General features: G+C 63.7%; 13 protein-coding genes and 1 pseudogene. 4 read left to right on the forward strand and 10 right to left on the reverse strand.

Annotated elements, in window-relative coordinates; genetic code table 11:
* The 6 genes from EN964_RS06225 to EN964_RS06250 form a co-directional block, all read right to left on the reverse strand.
* Window positions 1–143, reverse strand: a 143-nt coding sequence (locus EN964_RS06225) for an LLM class flavin-dependent oxidoreductase (protein WP_164775742.1), incomplete at its 3' end; no start/stop codon positions are given.
* A 70-nt stretch (window positions 144–213) separates the two neighbouring features.
* Window positions 214–1,101, reverse strand: a complete 888-nt coding sequence (locus EN964_RS06230) for an ABC transporter permease (RefSeq protein WP_127269149.1) — start codon at window positions 1,099–1,101, stop codon at window positions 214–216.
* The gene (locus EN964_RS06235) at window positions 1,098–2,057 is read right to left on the reverse strand and encodes an ABC transporter permease (RefSeq protein WP_127269148.1); all 960 of its coding nucleotides are present in this window, start codon (window positions 2,055–2,057) and stop codon (window positions 1,098–1,100) included. The genes EN964_RS06230 and EN964_RS06235 overlap by 4 nt, the downstream gene beginning before the upstream one ends.
* A 7-nt stretch (window positions 2,058–2,064) precedes the next feature.
* On the reverse strand, window positions 2,065–3,702 hold the full coding sequence (locus tag EN964_RS06240; RefSeq protein ID WP_127271029.1) for an ABC transporter substrate-binding protein: 1,638 nt from the start codon (window positions 3,700–3,702) through the stop codon (window positions 2,065–2,067).
* Between the two features lie 32 nt (window positions 3,703–3,734).
* Window positions 3,735–4,511, reverse strand: coding sequence for a DUF427 domain-containing protein (locus tag EN964_RS06245; RefSeq protein ID WP_127269474.1), 777 nt, complete (start codon window positions 4,509–4,511; stop codon window positions 3,735–3,737).
* Between the two features lie 21 nt (window positions 4,512–4,532).
* Window positions 4,533–5,891 (reverse strand): LLM class flavin-dependent oxidoreductase, encoded by a 1,359-nt coding sequence (locus EN964_RS06250; protein ID WP_127269473.1) that lies wholly within the window; start codon window positions 5,889–5,891, stop codon window positions 4,533–4,535.
* Between the two features lie 190 nt (window positions 5,892–6,081).
* Between EN964_RS06250 and EN964_RS06255 the strand changes: the two genes are divergently transcribed.
* The 4 genes from EN964_RS06255 (at window position 6,082) to EN964_RS06275 (ending at window position 12,715) form a co-directional block, all read left to right on the forward strand.
* Window positions 6,082–7,890 (forward strand): ABC transporter ATP-binding protein, encoded by a 1,809-nt coding sequence (locus tag EN964_RS06255; RefSeq protein WP_127271032.1) that lies wholly within the window; start codon window positions 6,082–6,084, stop codon window positions 7,888–7,890.
* Between the two features lie 256 nt (window positions 7,891–8,146).
* A complete protein-coding gene (locus EN964_RS06260; protein WP_127270176.1) occupies window positions 8,147–8,569 on the forward strand; it encodes a cupin domain-containing protein in 423 nt (140 codons plus the stop codon).
* Between the two features lie 391 nt (window positions 8,570–8,960).
* A complete protein-coding gene (locus tag EN964_RS06270) occupies window positions 8,961–10,823 on the forward strand; it encodes an ABC transporter ATP-binding protein (protein WP_127270175.1) in 1,863 nt (620 codons plus the stop codon).
* The gene (locus tag EN964_RS06275; protein ID WP_127271034.1) at window positions 10,823–12,715 is read left to right on the forward strand and encodes an ABC transporter ATP-binding protein; all 1,893 of its coding nucleotides are present in this window, start codon (window positions 10,823–10,825) and stop codon (window positions 12,713–12,715) included. The genes EN964_RS06270 and EN964_RS06275 overlap by 1 nt, the downstream gene beginning before the upstream one ends.
* A 19-nt stretch (window positions 12,716–12,734) precedes the next feature.
* Here the strand turns inward: EN964_RS06275 and EN964_RS06280 are convergent, their stop codons facing one another.
* From EN964_RS06280 to EN964_RS06295, 4 genes and pseudogenes are all read right to left on the reverse strand, one after another.
* The gene (locus EN964_RS06280) at window positions 12,735–13,517 is read right to left on the reverse strand and encodes an ABC transporter ATP-binding protein (protein WP_127269920.1); all 783 of its coding nucleotides are present in this window, start codon (window positions 13,515–13,517) and stop codon (window positions 12,735–12,737) included.
* Window positions 13,518–13,527: 10 nt separating this feature from the next.
* Complete coding sequence (locus EN964_RS06285) at window positions 13,528–14,367, reverse strand: ABC transporter permease (RefSeq protein ID WP_127276254.1); 840 nt, start codon at window positions 14,365–14,367, stop codon at window positions 13,528–13,530.
* Between the two features lie 28 nt (window positions 14,368–14,395).
* Window positions 14,396–15,403 carry an ABC transporter substrate-binding protein gene (locus tag EN964_RS06290; protein WP_127269923.1) on the reverse strand — a complete coding sequence of 336 codons (1,008 nt, stop codon included), beginning with the start codon at window positions 15,401–15,403 and terminating at the stop codon, window positions 14,396–14,398.
* A 200-nt stretch (window positions 15,404–15,603) separates the two neighbouring features.
* Window positions 15,604–16,449: pseudogene (locus EN964_RS06295) on the reverse strand (hypothetical protein); the annotation flags it as partial.

Genomic DNA, 16,449 nt, shown 5'->3' on the forward strand with positions numbered 1-16,449 from the left:
CGGAAATAGGCCCCATCCGCCCCCAGTTGCTCGGCGGCGATCGCCAGCTCGATGGATTGCAAAAGCGCGTCCGATGCCGAGCGCACTTGCGATTGCGACGAGGGCGTCCAGTGCCCGAACGACAGGAAACCGATTTTCTTCATAGCCATGCGATATAAGGATGCGCGTCAGGCTTCAATGCAAAAGAGATTTTTCGACGCGCCCAATCCAGGCTCATGCATCGCTATTTTCAAACGCGCCGATGCCTTGCGCGATCAGGTTGGTCGCCATGACCAGTGAGACGATTGCCGCGGAATTGAAGACGACGACCCACCATTTGCCGCCGGTCAGGAAGCCATAGCCGTCGGCGACAGCCAGTCCCCAGTCGGCCGATGGCGGCTGGATGCCGAGGCCGAGAAAGCTCAGCGTCGCGATCGAAAAGAACGCGTAGCCCAGCCTTGTGACCAGCTCGATCAAGATCGTTTCCCTGATGTTGGGCAGTATCTCCAGAAACATGATGGCGAGCGGGCCCTCGCCGCCAAGCCGCGCAGCGCTGACATAGTCGCGCTCCTTCTGCTCGCGCACGGCGGCGCGGACGGTGCGCGCCACCAGCGGCGCGTAGGCGATGCCGATCACCAGGATGACCGTTACATTGGACGGGCCGATGGCCACCAGCGTCATGGTGACGAGAACGATGAACGGAAACGCCATCAGCGTATCGAGCAGCCGCGCGCCGATGGCATCGACCAGGCCGTCGAAATAGCCGAGCACCAACCCGATGATGCTGCCGGCGGCGACACCGGCCAGCGTCGCCAGCGGCGCAACCAGCAGGATGTCGCGCGATCCGACGACTATGCGGGACAGCACGTCGCGGCCGAGCTGATCGGTCCCGAACCAGTGCAGCGCGTCGGGCGGCGTCAGCATCGCCAGGAAATCCTCGGCATAGGGATCGTAGGGAACGAAGAGGTTGCCTGCTATGGCGCACACGACCCAGAACAGAAGCAGCAGCGATCCGACCACGACCGACGGCGGCAATCCGGCGAAAGCACTGCGGATCCGGCGCACTGCCGGAAAGCCGGCCACGGAGCGCGGTGGTGCGGGAAACTCCGCCAGATCTGTCATGGCGAGGTCCGGCGGCGTTGCCGCGGATCGAGCAGCGCCAGTACGAGGTCGCCGGCCGCCGCCGACAGCACGAAGATTGCCGCCATCACCAGCACGCCGGCCTCGAGCATCGGGAAATCGCGTGCCTTGGCCGCATTCAGAACCAGATTGCCAAGCCCCTGGATGCCGAACAGCGCCTCGATCACCACCAGCCCGCCAAGCATGTAGCCGGTCTGCGTCGCCAGCACCGCGATGGTCGGCGTCAGCGCGTTGCGCAGCACGTGCCGAAAGATGATCTCGCGCCGCTCGAGCCCTTTCAGGACGGCGGTGCGCGTATAATCGGCGGCCATTGCCTCGATCACCCCTGCCCGCGTCATCCGGGCGATGTAGCCGGCAAGGTTCAGCACCAGCGGCAGCGCCGGCAGGATCAGATAATAGCCATGCGTCCAGAAGCCCGCGCCATCGGGCGCAACACCGGAGATCGGGAACCAGTTCAGCCACAGGCCGAAAACGATGAGCAGCATCAGGCCAGAAACGAAATCAGGCACAATGCCGAAGGAGACGCCTGCCATCACGATCAGCCGGTCGATCAAGCGGCCCGCATTGAGACCGGCAACGACGCCGGCACCAACGCCCAGCGGAATGAGAAAAATCAGAATAATGCCGGCAAGGGCGGCGGAGCGCTTGAGGCTTTCCAGCACGAAGGGCGCCACCGGCCCGCGCATCGACAGCGAGGTGCCGAAGTCACCGGTGACGGCCTTGCTGAACCAGAGCCAGTACTGGACGAGAACCGGCTGATCGGCGCCCAGCCGCTTGTTCAGTTCCGCCACCGCCTGCGCATCGGCAAAAGGCCCGAGCATCACACGGCCGACATCGCCGGGCAGGACCTGCCCGGCGAAGAACACCAGGATGCTGACCAGCCACAGCGTGAGGACAAGTGTGCCCAGACGCGCTGACAGAATGCGACCGGTCAGCATGTCGCGATCATGCCTGGACGAAGGAAACGCGATCGAGCAGCAGATGCGAGATCGCGGTGAAGCGGACGCCCTCGACCTTCGAGCTGACGATCCGGCTGTATTGCGAGAAGTAGCTGATGATCGCCGGCGTCTCGTCGAGCAGCAAGGTCTGGATCTTGCCGGCAACGAGGCGCTGTGCCTGCAGATCACGCGCCTTCGAGTAGTCGAGCAGCAGCGCATCATAGGCCGGGTTGTTGAAATGCGCCGCGTTCCAGGCTCCCGAACTCTTCAGCGTGGCGTTGAGGAAGATGTCGGGCGTGCCGCGATGGCCGTAGTCGGTGATGCCGAGCACCGAATCCAGCCAGGGCGAGCTACCGAAGGTCGCCGAGCCGTAATAGGCGTCCTGCGGCAGGACGTTGAGCTTGACGTCGATGCCGGCCTTCCTGGCGAAGTTCTGGATGATCACCGCATAGTCGGGAATGTCATAGGCGCGTTCGGTGGTCAGCGTCACCTCGAAGCCGTTCGGCACACCCGCCTCACCAAGCAGGCGCTTGGCTTCCGCAATGTCCTGCTTGCGCTGTGGCACCGACGGATCGGCGGAAGGGAAGATCGGCGCGAACGGGGTGTCGTTGCCGACGATGGCGCGGCCCTTGAGCAGGCCCTTGACCACCGCCTCGCGGTCGATGGTGAGCGCCAGCGCGCGGCGGATGCGCTTGTCGGTGAACGGCGCCTGGTCGGTTCTGAGATGCACCTGGTCATGCGAGCTTGCCTGCACGCTCAGCAGCTTGAAATTGGGATTGCCCTCGATCGCCAGCTCCAGGCGCGTCGTGCTCGGGATGACGTCGAGCTGGCCGGCCTGCAGCGCCAGCACCTGCGCCTGCTCGTCGTCGAAAAACTTGATCTCGACCCGGTCGGGCAGCGCCTTGTCGCCCCAGTAGTCTTCATTGCGAACGAAGCTGGCGCCTTGCTTGGGACGGAAGGATTCGAGCTTGAACGGACCGGTGCCGTTGAAACTCTTCTCGAAATCGCCGGCATAGTCGGCCGGCAGGATGACGGCATTGTAGACGTCTGAGGAGACATAGAAGGGGAAGTTGCTGTTTGGGCCGTCGAGATCGAAGGCGACGGTTTCGTCGTCGACCAGCTTGGCGCCGCCCTTGGACAGGATGCCCTTGTAGGCGGACAGCGCCGACGAGCCGCTGGCCCGATCGACCAGCCGCTCGAAGCTCGCCACAACATCCCTAGCGGTGACCGCGCGGCCATCGTGGAATTTCACCCCTGGCCGCAATTTGAAGGTCCAACGACTGGCCGTCTCGTTTGCTTCCCAGGACAGAGCCAGCTTCGGCTGCAGACCATCCTTCGGATCGTCGAGGATCAGATACTCGCCGACCTGGCTGATCACCCCGATGCTGGCCGGATCGGTGACCGAAACCGGATCGATCGCCTTGGTCGGCTGGCCGAGCCCGACGCGAACCGTGCCGCCGGCAGCAGTCGCGGCGCGCGCGCCTCCAAGCCCTTGGGAAGCGGCAAAGCCGGTCAGGCCGAGCAGTGCGGCGTATTTCAGGAGATCGCGGCGCTTGAGAAAGCCGCCCTGATATTCGTCGACGGCGACATTCCAGATGTCCCCCGACAGATTGCGAACTGCGTCGATATCTCTGAGTTTGGTCATGTTAAACCCTGCCTTGAAATGAAGATTGAAAGCTATGCGACGGGTTCGCCGTCGAGATGGATGCGGTCGACGGCCTGCGGATAGAACGCGATGAGGCCCTTGATCTTGGGCATTTCCTCTATGGGATCCCGGTAGCTCCAGGCGATGTCAGGGCGCACCGAGCCGTCGCTCAGCAGGCCGGACCAATAGGAGGCGATGCCCTTGTAAGGACATCGCGTCGTTGTGACGGACGCCGTCAGCCGCTCCAGCCGGATGTCTTCCGCCGGCAGATAGAAACGCGTTGGCAGATGCGTCTCGAACAGCAGAACCGGGCGGTGGCTGTCGGCGATCGGCTCGCCGTCGAACCAGACCTGCACATGGCTGGAGCTCTGCAGCACATCGATGCGTGCGTAGGGATCGCGGGCGTGGACGAAGACTTCCTCTTCCTCCTCGAACCATTGGTCGACGGCTTTCCAGGTGAAGGCGATGCGGCCGGCCAGAGGCGCCAGGTTTTCATCCGGTGGCGACACGAACGCCCAGGCCGCGTTGGCGCTGCGCCTGTCACCGCTGTCGATATCCCAATAGGCGGTTTCGCCACCGACCGGGTGCGGTTCGCGATGCGGTGAGGGTCTCAGCACCGACGGGTCGACCGCTGACGGCGGGAAGAAATAGATCGGCAGGAAATGGTTGGAGCGCAGCACGAGCACGTTGCGGCTGTCGGCGATGGTGCGGCCGCCGAACTTGACGCGCACGCGCTTGGGGCTGTGCAGGACATTGACGAGCTGCGGCGCGGTGGCTTCGCGCGGCTGCAATCTTGGTGCAACGGTCATGATCGTTCTCCCGGCCTGACGTCAGGACACCGCGCGCGCATTGTCGCGTTGTTCGGCGAAGCGATTGGCTGGCCGCGCCAGGCCGAAGCGGTCGCGCAGCGTTCCCGGCGCGTATTCGGTCGGGAACACGCCGCGCCGCTGCAGCTCCGGAACCACCTGTTCGGCGAAATTCACCCAGTCCTCGGGCAGCAGCGGGAACATCAAGTTGAAGCCGTCGGCGGCACCGGAAACGAACCAGTCCTGCAACTGGTCGGCGATCTGTACCGGCGTGCCGGCGACGGTCGGCACCGAACCGCTGTTGGCGAGTTTGCGGGCGATCTCGCGCAGGCTGAGATTCTGCTTCGCCCATTGCCTGACCCGGTTGAGCGACGTGCGTCCGCCGTTGAACGTGCTCTCGTCCGGCAGCGGCGGCAATGGCCCGTCCGGCGGGAACAGCGACAGGTCCAACCCGCTCCAGCTGGACAGAAGGTCGATGCCGACCTGATCCGGCAGCAAGGTCTGCAGGTATTCCTGCTTTTCCCGGCCTTCTGCTTCGGAGGCGGCGACAACAGGCAGGATGCCGGGCAGGATCTTGAAGCTCTCCGGCCGCCTGCCGTGGCGGGCCAGCCGCTCGTTGATATCCTGACGGTATTTGATGCCATCTTCCTTGGTGCTGTAGATGGCGAAGTGCGCATCGGCCTGGGCGGTGGCGAAGTTCTTGCCGTCCTCCGAGGAGCCCGCCTGGACGATCAGCGGATGGCCCTGCGGCGGCCGCGAGACGTTGAGCGGGCCGCGGACTTTGAAGTGCTTGCCCTTGTGATCGATGGGATGGACCTTGTCGGGGTCGGCGAAATAGCCCGACGCCTTGTCGATCAGCAGCGCCTCGTCTTCCCAGCTGTCCCACAGCGCTTTGACGATATCGAGGAATTCGGCCGCACGCTCGTAGCGGAACGCATGTTCGATATTGCCGTCGCGGCCGAAATTGCGCGCCTCCTCGTCCATCGCCGAGGTGACGACGTTCCACGACGCCCTGCCCTTGCTGATGTGGTCGAGCGAGGCGAACATGCGCGCCACATTGTAGGGCTCGCTGTAGGAACTCGATGCCGTGGTGATCAGGCCGATATGCTTGGTCACGCCCGCCAGCGCCGAGAGCAGCGTCAGCGGTTCGAGGCGGGCATTGGCGTAGTGGGCGACGCCGCTCTTGACCGAATCCCAAATCGAAACGTGGTCGGCGACGAAGATGGTGTCAATCCTGGCGCGCTCGGCCGCCTGCACGAGATCGCGGTAGAATTCGAAGTCCAGCACCTCCCGCCCCGGCGCCCTGGGATGGCGCCAGGACATCCGATGATCGCCCTGCGGGTTGAAGAAGAATGCGCTGAGGATCATGTGGTCTCGAGCCATGACGGCCTCCTTCCAGATCTGCTCCGGAGACCGTCGCGCTGCTTGCCTAAGCCGCGACAATCTCTGCTGATGCGAGAAAGGTAGATTGCGCTCCGGCTTAATCCGAGTAATTTTATAGAGATAATGCACTCCGAAAGCGGAAGCTATTGCCCTCGATGGCGGCGCTGGAAGAAAGTGGTTTCAAGTCCCCATGTCCTCCTCAGTTCTGAACGTAGACCAGCTGTCCGTCGCCTATGACGGGCGCAAGGGATCGCATCCCGCCGTCAGCGGCGTGTCGCTGCACATCCGCGAAGGCGAAGCGCTCGGCTTGGTCGGCGAGTCAGGATCGGGCAAAAGCTCTGTGGCGCTCGCCATCCTGCGTTATCTGCCGAAGAACGCCCGTATCGCGGCCTCAGCGCTTGAATTCCAGGGCCGCGAAATCCGCGACCTTTCCGCCGAGCAGCTCCGCCGGCTCAGGGGAAATCAAATCGCGGCCGTCTACCAGCATCCGGGCGCGGCGCTCAATCCAAGCATGACGATCGGCCGGCAGATCACCGAGACGATCATGCGGCACCGCCCGGTTCGCCTCGACGAGGCGCGCGAGCGTGCGGCCGAACTGCTCGGCCGGGTCCGCGTCAGCCATCCGGAGCGTGTGCTGGATCTCTATCCGCACGAACTCTCCGGCGGCATGCAGCAGCGCGCCAACATCGCCATCGCGATTGCGCTCGACCCGTCGCTGCTGGTGCTGGATGAGCCGACGACGGCGCTCGACGCCAGCGTCCAGTCCGAGATCATCGCCATCCTCTCCGACCTGCGCAAGGATCACAAAACCAGCATCCTGCTGATCAGCCACGACATCAACATGATCCGCCGCTCCTGCGACCGGGTGGCGGTGATGCAGGCGGGAACCGTGGTCGAAAGCGGCGTTGCGGGCGATGTCTTCGACAACCCCTCTCACGCCTACACCAAGGCGCTCATCGCCTCGATCCCGGCGCTCAACTACACCAAGCGGGACGGAAGACTGGCGGAGACGGACGGCGTGCCAGCGCACCCCATAGCCCAAGGCGAAGACGCCGGCTTGCCAAAAGAACGCCGGGTCGCGATCGCCTGCAAAGGCATCAGTCATGCCTTCGGCAGCCAGCCAGTGCTGCACGGCATCGATCTCGACATCGGCCAGGGCGAAACCTTCGGGCTGATAGGCGAGTCCGGTTCGGGCAAGTCGACCCTGGCACGCATCGTCACCGGCCTGCAGATGCCCAATGCCGGATCGGTCGAGCTGTTCGGCAGGACGGTCGCGCCGCGCGTCGAGAAGAGAAACCTTGCCGAACGCCGCGACGTGCAGATGGTCTTCCAGTCGCCGGATCGCACGCTCAACCCGCGCCAGCGGATCGGTCGCATCCTCGGCCGTCCGCTGCGCCGGCTCGCCGGCCTGCGCCGCAGCGAGGTGAGAGCCCGCGTCGGCGACCTGCTGGCCTCGGTTCGCCTCGCCGGCGCCACGGCCGAGCAGAAGTCGCGCTCGCTGTCCGGCGGCCAGCGGCAACGGGCGGCGATCGCGCGCGCCTTCGCCGGCGTGCCGAAGGTCGTCGTGCTCGATGAACCGACCTCGGCACTCGACGTCTCCGTCCAGGCGACCGTTCTCAACCTGCTCAACGACCTGCAGCGCGACAAGGACACGACCTATCTGTTCATCAGCCACGACCTCAGCGTGGTGCGCTACATGGCCGACAGGATCGGCGTGCTCTATCGCGGACGCCTGGTCGAAACCGGTTCATCCGACCAGATTTTCAAAGGCCCCAACCACCCCTATACGGCCCTGCTGCTGGCCGCTTCTTCCGATGAGGCCGAGCCGAAACTATCCGCTCCAGCCGAGATCGAGGCCACCGGTGTCCCGAACACCGGATGCGCCTTCGCCGATCGCTGCCCCCTGGTCCTGCCCGGCTGCAGAAAGGCAGAACCATCAGCCATGGAGGTTGCGGCTGGCCACCGGATCGCCTGCTGGCGGCACGGCCAGGGTTTTTGAGCGGCTCAACAGCAGTCCGAAGGTCCGCAGCAACTCGGTTTCAGCGGCAGGCAGGTCGTCCGATGCATGGAACCTCTCCGACGGCTGGCGAGGCGGTGCAACATTGTCATAGCGTGCTGATTTGCCGACACTGGAAGCCCGGAGTTCCTGGTGCCCGCGCTGGGCCTGGGTGTTTCCTCGCATACAAATATATTCGTTCATGCTAATATATTGTGGTCATGCACATTCGTTCGTGACGAACATGTGGGAGGATGCAATGAAAACCATAAATCGCAGGTCTGCAATTGCTCTCGGTGTGACGGCTGCCGCGATAACGCCTCTGTTCACCCTGGCGGCGTCCGCGAAGGTCAAGAAATATGGCCCGAAGGAAGGCAAGGAGATTGCGCCCGGTGTCAGGGTGGTTGAGGTCAGCACCGGCGACTCCGACATTCCCGCCTACAAGAGCATCGCAGTCGTCGACGTGGTGTTCCAGCCCGGCGCACACGCGCCTCAGATGGTGATGGACAATGACATGGTCTGCACCATTACTTCAGGCGCATTCACGATCAAGAAAGCCGACAAGGAATTCAAGCTCAAGGAAGGCGACATGTACACCTGCGCCAAGGGCAAGACCGACGAGGCGACGAATACAAGCAAGGAGGTCGGCGTCCATCGTATCGCCGTCCTGATACCTGCCTAGAGCATGATGCCGAAAAGTGTGAAGCGGTTTTCGGACGACATCATACTCTATCTCTTTGATTTAGAGACGGATTCAGATTTCAGCTCGATTCGACCTGAAATCATCCGGCTCTAGCAGACCGGATTCCGGCCGGATGGAAGATCGCACGCCGTCCGGCCGTCGCTCGCGTACAGCCGGATGCTGGCCTCGTCCCGCCAACGCCCTTCAGCAAGAAGATTCCGTCGCTGGTGCCAGCCGGATCGCAGTCGCATGCTCGCTTTCCGTTCAGGCACAGTGCGATACCGGAATTGGCTCTTGAACGGCCAAGTCGGACACGCGTAACATCGCGCCATCTGAATTGAGTCTGCTTTATTAGTCCGGACTACCCTCCGGATTGGTTTGGACATTTCCCTTGAACACGCAAGCAATCGGCGGCGCGCCGGAGCGCGGCAAATCGTTTGCCCATGTGGCGGAAGCCTCCTGGGGCAAGGGCCTCAGCACCTTGCTCCGCATCGTGCGCATGACGCTGCGCCATCCCTGGCAGGTCGCCATCACCATCGTCTCGACCTTTATTGCCGCGACCTTGCAGCTTTTCATTCCCCGCCTGCTGGGCCGCGCCATCGACCAGGCGCAAGGTGTGATGGCCGCGGGTGCCGGCGCTGCCGCGGAACAGGCGCTGTGGAATACGGCGCTGACGCTGCTCGTCGTCTCGATCCTGCGCGGCCTCTTCACAATGGCGCAGAACTACTATGGCGAGGCCGTCGGCCACCGCACCGGCTATGAACTGCGCCTGGCTTTCTACGAGAAGATCCAGCGCCTGAGCTTCGCCTACCACGACAGGGTCCACACCGGCGATCTCATCACGCTCGGCCTGCTCGATCTCGACGGCGTGCGCATGTTCTTTTCCACCGGCATTTTGCGCGTGGTGCTGCTCGGCGTGCTGATCGGCGTCGGCGCCTATCTCCTGGTCAGCACCGATCCCGTGCTCGGGTTGCTCAGTCTGAGCTTCGTGCCGTTCGTCGCCTGGCGGTCCTCGGTCACCCAGCTCAAACTGCGCAGCACCTGGCTGACGTTGCAGGAGCGCCTCTCGGTGCTGAGCCGGGTGATGGATGAGAACCTCGGCGGTATCCGTGTCGTGCGCGCTTTCGCAGCGCAGCGGCATGAGCTGGAAAAATTCGATCGCGCCAAGCGCGATGCACTGGACCTCGCCAATCAGCGCGTCGACATCCGCGTCGCCAACACCAGCGCCATGAATTTCTCGTTCCTGGCCGCCATGGGGCTGGTCCTGTGGTTCGGCGGCCAGAAGGTGATCGCAGGCCAGATCAGCGTCGGCACGCTGGCGCAGTTCCTCACCTTCATGACCATCTTGCAGATGCCGGTGCGCCAGCTCGGGCTGATGGTCAACTCCTTCGCGCGCGCCTCGACCTGCGGCACCCGGCTGTTCGAACTGCTCGACGCCGAGCTCGACATCGAGGACGCGCCCGGCGCCAGGGATCTCGTCGTCAGCGACGGCGTGCTGCGCTTCGACAATGTCGGCTTTCGCTATGAGGGCGCAGGCGGCCGGCCGACGCTGTCCGGCATCTCCTTCGAGGCCCGGTCCGGCGAGACCATCGGCATTGTCGGCCCACCGGGCAGCGGCAAGTCGACCATCGCGCATCTGATCCCGCGTTTCTACGACGTCACTTCGGGTTCGATCACCATCGACGGCCAGGACATTCGTGAGGTGACGCTGAAATCGCTGCGCAAGGCCGTCGGCGTCGTGCAGCAGGACGCGTTCCTGTTCACCACCTCGATCGAGAACAACATCGCCTATGGCAATCCCTGGGCGCGCGAGACCCGCATCGGGCAGGCAGCCGAGTACGCCCAGCTGCACAATTACATCATGGGCCTCCCGGCCGGTTACACCACGGTTGTCGGCGAGCGCGGCGCGTCGCTTTCCGGTGGCCAGCGGCAGCGCCTGACCATTGCGCGGAGCCTGATGCTGCGGCCATCGGTGCTGGTCTTCGACGATTCGACCGCGGCAATAGATGCCGGTACCGAACAGCGCATCCGGGCGGCGATGAAGCGCTTCGCCAGGGACCGCGTCACGCTCATCATCTCGCACCGGCTGAGCTCGCTGATGCATGCCGACCAGATCCTGTTCGTCGAGGGTGGCCGGATCGTCGAGCGCGGCACGCACGAGGAACTGCTGGCGCTCGGTGGCCGCTATCGCGCGCTCTACGATTTGCAGCTGCGGCCGGACGATGAGCGGCCTGTCGTGGCGGGAGCCGCATGATGTCGACACAGGCCGACGACGACAAGGAAGATACCAGCCGCCGGCCGACAAGGGCTGTCGTGGGCTCGCATCGCGACGAGGAAGAAGTCTTCGGCAAGGCCTACGACCCGCGCATCGTCAGGCGCATCTGGAGCTTCGTGAGACCGTATCAGAGCCGGATCTTCATCTCGGTCGCCGCAGTGCTGGTGTTCACGCTGACGCAATTGGCGATCCCGCTGGTCATCCGCTACGCCATCGACCACGGCATGACGGCGGGCAGGCTCGACCAGCCGGTGATGATCGCAGCGATCATCACTTTCGCCGTCATCATCCTGATCAACTATGCCGCCTCCTATGTGCAGGAAAGCGTCGTCGGCAAAGTGGCCGAGAACGTGCTCTCCGACCTGCGCCGGGCCATGTTCAGCCATCTGCAGCGGGTCTCGTTGAGCTTCATGGACAAGACCGAGGTCGGGCGGCTGATGTCGCGCCTGCAGGGCGACGTCAATTCGATGCAGGAATTCCTCGAAACGTCGGTCATGTCGGTGGGCGACATCGTGCTGCTGTTCGGCATCGTCAGCGTGCTTTTGTGGCTGGATTTCCGGCTCGGCCTGCTGACGCTGTCGACCATGCCGGTGCTGTTCATCGTGCGCCTGTTCTGGCTGCCGCGCGCCAAGGTCGCCTTCATGGCCGCGCACGAAACCAACTCGATCGCCAATGGCGCGCTGGCCGAAGGCATCCATGGCGTGCGCACGGTGCAGAGCCTGGAGCGCCAGCACGTCAATTTCGACCTCTATGACGAGAAGGTGCTGGCCAATCTCAATGCCCATCTGACCTCGGCGAAATACGCGCAGGTGATGGTGCCGATCGTCGACACGCTGACCGGCATCGCCATGGCGACCGTCATCGTCGTCGGCGGTTCGATGGTGCTGTCGCACAGCCTCGACATCGGCGTCATGGTGGCGTTCCTGTTCTACATCCAGCGCTTCTTCGACCCGATCCGCTCGCTGACCATGCAATACAGCGTCATGCAGCGCGCCATGGCTTCGGGCCAGCGCATCTCCGAAGTGCTCGACGTGCCGGTCGACGTCAGCGACAGGCAAGGCGCGGTGACGCTGTCGCGCGACATGGACGGCTCGGTCGAGTTCAGGAACGTCACCTTCGGCTATAGGCCGAACCAGCCGGTGCTGAAGAACATCTCCTTTCGCGTCAATCCGGGCGAGACCGTGGCCCTTGTCGGCCCTACCGGATCGGGCAAGTCCAGCTCTATGGCGCTGGTGCACCGCTTTTACGATGTCTGGTCGGGCGAGGTTCTGGTCGGCGGCCATGATGTGCGTGACCTGACCCAGGATTCGCTCGGCGATCAGGTGGCGATGGTGCTGCAGGAGCCGTTCCTGTTCTCCGGCTCGGTGCTGGAAAACATCCGCTACCACAAGACATCAGCCAGCCGCGAGGAGGTGGTGCGCGCCGCACAAGCCGTCGGCGCGCACGATTTCATCGAGAACCTGCCCGATGGCTACGATACCGAACTCGAGCAGCGCGGCGGCAATCTCTCGCTCGGCCAGCGCCAGCTGATCAGCTTTGCGCGTGCACTGGTGGCCGACGCCAAGATCCTGGTGCTCGACGAAGCCACGGCCAGCATCGATTCCTACACCGAGATGCTGATCCAGAAGGCGCTGATCACCCTGCTGGAAGGCCGCACCGGGCTGGTCATCGCCCACCGTCTTGCCACCATCCGCGGCGCCGACCGCATCATCGTGCTGCAGAACGGCGAGATCGTCGAAAGCGGCAACCACGACCAATTGATGGGCCGAAAAGGCCTCTACGCCCGCCTCTACAACATGAACTACGCCTCGTTCGACGACATTTCGGAAGGCGAGCTGGAGTTGGATGCGGCGGTCGGCAAGGCGACGTGATTGGGCCTACCACAGGCGCCTACGCCATTTCGGGGCGTTTTGAACCCTCGCGGATGGCCTTGTGCACGCCGCGCTGCAGATCCATGAATGCAGGGCTTTCCATCACCTCTTCGCGGCGCGGGCGCTCGATATCGACGTTGAAGGTCTGCGTGATGCGTCCCGGGCCGATCCCCATGACGACGATGCGGTCCGACAGATAGACGGCCTCCTCCACATCATGAGTGACAAACAGGACGGTCAACCTGTGTTCCTCCCAGATCTGGGTCAGCAGTTCCTGCATCTGATGCCGGGTCAAGGCATCGAGCGCGCCGAATGGCTCGTCCATCAACAGCATCTTGGGCCGGTAGGAAAGCGCGCGCGCAATGGCGACGCGCTGTTTCATGCCGCCCGAGAGTTCGGCCGGATAGCGGTCGGCGCTGTCGGACAGCTTGACGAGTTCGAGATGCTCCAGCGCGATCCTGCGGCAGGTCGGGCGATCGTAACCGGCGGCCTTGAGGGCAAATTCGATGTTCTGCCGCGCCGTCAGCCAGGGAAGCAGCGTGTAGGACTGGAAGACGACGCCACGGTCGAGACCCGGCTGCAGGATCGGCGCGCCATCGATGCTGAGATCGCCGGCGTCGAAGTCCTGCAGTCCGGCCACGATCGACAGCAGCGTGCTCTTGCCGCAGCCCGACGTGCCGACCAGGGAGACAAACTCGTTGTCGGCAAGATCGAGATTGATGTCGCGCAGCACTTCCGTGCGCCGCTCGCCGGTGCCGAAGCTCTTGTGGAGACCGGCGATCCGCAGTTTGGGGGGGCTCATCGGCTGGACCTCATTGCGAGCGGCCCTCTTGCTTGAACAGCACCTTTTCCAGCGCCTTCATCACCTGGTCGGTGATGAGGCCGAGCAGGCCGAGCAGCAGGATGTAGCCGATGATCGTGTTTGTCTGGAAATAGCGCTGCGACACGGTGATGCGATAGCCGAGCCCCGAAGTCGCGGCGACAAGTTCGGCCAGCACCAGCCAGGTCCATGCCCAGCCCAGGCTGATGCGCAGCGTATCCCAGATGCCCGGCAAGGCGCTGGGAACGACGATGCGCGTCAGGATCTTGCGATCCGGCAAGCCGAGTGTACGCCCAAGGCCAATGAAATCGGCTGGAACCCGTTTCACATTGTCCATGATCATCAGCACCTGCTGGAAGAAGGTGCCGATGAAGATGATCAGGAATTTCTGCGAATCTCCGGTGCCCGCCCACAGGATGGAGAGCGGCACGAAAGCGACGACCGGCATGTAGCGGATGAAATCCACCAGCGGCTCGATGGCCGCTTCCCAGGACCGGAAACTGCCGATCAGCACGCCGATCGGTATCGACAGGGCCGAGGCGATGAGGAAGCCGATGGAGATACGATACATCGAGGCTTTGAGGTCCAGCCACAACGTGCCGTCGGCGGCGAGCTTGGCGATCTGCATAGCTACGCTGCCCGGCGACGGCAGGAAGATCGGCTTTACCAACCCCAGTCCGGTCGCCGCCCACCAGGCAAGGCCGAGCCCGACGAACACGGCCACCGCGATGATCAGGAAGCGCGACCTGGCGATGGGCACGCCGATCCTCCGGGATCGGCGGCGCCTCGCCGGTTTCGTGACCGGTCCTGCCGCCGGTCGCTCCCGGGGCATCTGTGTCACCACCGCGATCCGGCCTTCGTCATTCCGCTGCCTTGACGAAGGCCGGGTCGATCATCTGCTCCGGCGTCACATCGGCCTGCAGCAGCTTGGCGTTCTTGGCGGCGGCTTCGACATCGGCGAAGGTCTTGGTGGTGAAGTCGCCTGTCAGCGCCGTCTTGTTTTCGGCGAGTGAGTAGTAGCGTACGCCGTCAAAGGCGGTGTTGAGGTCCTTGACGTCCGAACCGACGGCCTTGGCGATGATGGCGCGTCCACCGGGCGTGTCGGCATTGTAGTCCTTGAGCGCCGCGTCCCAGCTCTTGATCATGGCCAGCACCTGGCCGGGCCGCGACTTGATCACCTCGTCACGCACCACCAGCACGTCGCTGATCAGGCCGGGATCCTCGCCGGCGGTGAACAGCAGCTTGAGGTCCTTGTTCTGCGCCATGGCGACGGTGAGGTACGGTTCATAGGTCACCGCGACCGGCACCTGGCCGGCGATCAAGGCGCTGCCGGCGTCGGACGCCGGCATCGGAACCGGCTTGACATCGTCGATCGACATGCCGTTCCTGGCGAGCGCGTATTTGAGCAGAATGTCGCTCGTCGTGCCTTCCTCGAAGGCCACCTGCTTGCCCTTGAGGTCCGCGATGGAGGTGACGTCCTTGCCGGCGATGATGGCGTCGGCGGTCATGGAGACGTCGAGCAGCAGCACGATCTTCACCGGAAGGCCGGCCGCGACCATGCCCATCGCCGTGTGGGTGGCGATGTTGGCGGCGTCGAGCTGGCCGCTTGCAAGTGCTGCATTGATGTCCTTGTCCTCGGCGAAATTAACGATCTGGACGTCGCTCAGCCCGTTCGTCTTGAACAGGCCCTTGGCCTCGGCGACATGCCATTGGCCATAGCCGAGCCAGGGCTCGATCCCGATCTTGAACGCTCCTGCCTCGGGCGTGGTGGGAATGGCCGCATCGGCTGCGTAGGCTGCCGGGGCGGCGGCCAGCCCGATGGCGGCGGCCATCACGAGCGCGCGAAATTGTCCTGTTAGGTTACGCATCATCTTTGTTCCCCTTGATGATCAGACCGCTTTTTCTAACCCAGGCAGCCGGTCTGGTGAGACTGCGGGTTTCTGCTCTTGCGGCACTGTGCCTCGGCGTCTTACCTGCCACTTCATGGTGAAGTGCGAGGATATTTCAGCGTCAGCGGGAGCGGATGTCAAGGCTAAAATACATACATGCATATACAAGTTGGAAAGACTCAATTTTCACGCTTTTCCGGATCGATCCGATCGAGGAAACCCGTCACCCGATCGGCTCCGGCAACGGGTTCGCTGCCGACCATGACCGCGACTGAGAAGGCAATGAGGGAGGAGACCCGCGTATGGCTGCGCGCGCCGGCCCGCAGGTTCATGACCAGCGTCGGCGACAGGAAAAGACCGGCCCGCAGCACCGCGCGCCAATCGGCCGGCAGCATGCCGCGCCGTTTGAGCTCCAGCAGCAATGGCCGCCACAGCGCTGTCGCCTTGACCTCCAGCAGGTCGCGGCGGACGGGGCTCAGGTCCCAGTCCGTGTCGACATGGAGCAGATTTCCGTCCAGCCGCGCCTGGGCGCGAAAAGCCTCTGTCGCGGTCGCCGGATCATAGAGCCAGAACGGATGGGCAAAGATGTTGTGGAACGTCGCCTTCACCTCCGCCAGCAGCGTCGGGATATGCGAGCCGGCAAAGGCGGGATCGAAGAAGGACAGTTCCGCCCTCCCCGCCTTAGCCGTGTACCAGACATTGGCGTTGTGGGCGTCGCCATGCGCGACCACGCCGCCGGCATCGGCAAGCCGGTCGGGCCGCAAGCGCACCGCGGCGGCATCGAAAAGCTCACCGACGCTGTGGGTGTACTGCTGGCCGTTGATGACGAATTTCAGCCGGGAAAACCGATCCCAATCCAGCTCGGCACCGGGAAAGACGAACGGCTTGCCGACATAGAAATCGGCCAGCCGGCCGCCTGGTGACAAGCGTGTCTCGGCATCGATCAGCCGCTCATGAAACAGCCTGTGGATCGGCTCCGCCGCCACGTCCTCGCCAGTGACGGGATGCAGCGTCTCGAGATAGAC

The sequence above is a fragment of the Mesorhizobium sp. M7A.F.Ca.CA.001.10.2.1 genome, from assembly GCF_003998575.1.
Taxonomy (GTDB): Bacteria; Pseudomonadota; Alphaproteobacteria; order Rhizobiales; family Rhizobiaceae; genus Mesorhizobium.

Excerpts from the sequence above, each read along its gene's own strand:
- EN964_RS06275 (WP_127271034.1), top strand. The coding sequence starts at position 10,823 with ATGTCGACACAGGCCGACGACGACAAGGAAGATACCAGCCGCCGGCCG.
- EN964_RS06260 (WP_127270176.1), top strand. The coding sequence starts at position 8,147 with ATGAAAACCATAAATCGCAGGTCTGCAATTGCTCTCGGTGTGACGGCT.
- EN964_RS06240 (WP_127271029.1), bottom strand. The coding sequence starts at position 3,702 with ATGACCAAACTCAGAGATATCGACGCAGTTCGCAATCTGTCGGGGGAC.
- EN964_RS06250 (WP_127269473.1), bottom strand. The coding sequence starts at position 5,891 with ATGGCTCGAGACCACATGATCCTCAGCGCATTCTTCTTCAACCCGCAG.
- EN964_RS06255 (WP_127271032.1), top strand. The coding sequence starts at position 6,082 with ATGTCCTCCTCAGTTCTGAACGTAGACCAGCTGTCCGTCGCCTATGAC.
- EN964_RS06230 (WP_127269149.1), bottom strand. The coding sequence starts at position 1,101 with ATGACAGATCTGGCGGAGTTTCCCGCACCACCGCGCTCCGTGGCCGGC.
- EN964_RS06235 (WP_127269148.1), bottom strand. The coding sequence starts at position 2,057 with ATGCTGACCGGTCGCATTCTGTCAGCGCGTCTGGGCACACTTGTCCTC.
- EN964_RS06285 (WP_127276254.1), bottom strand. The coding sequence starts at position 14,367 with ATGCCCCGGGAGCGACCGGCGGCAGGACCGGTCACGAAACCGGCGAGG.
- EN964_RS06245 (WP_127269474.1), bottom strand. The coding sequence starts at position 4,511 with ATGACCGTTGCACCAAGATTGCAGCCGCGCGAAGCCACCGCGCCGCAG.
- EN964_RS06290 (WP_127269923.1), bottom strand. The coding sequence starts at position 15,403 with ATGCGTAACCTAACAGGACAATTTCGCGCGCTCGTGATGGCCGCCGCC.
- EN964_RS06280 (WP_127269920.1), bottom strand. The coding sequence starts at position 13,517 with ATGAGCCCCCCCAAACTGCGGATCGCCGGTCTCCACAAGAGCTTCGGC.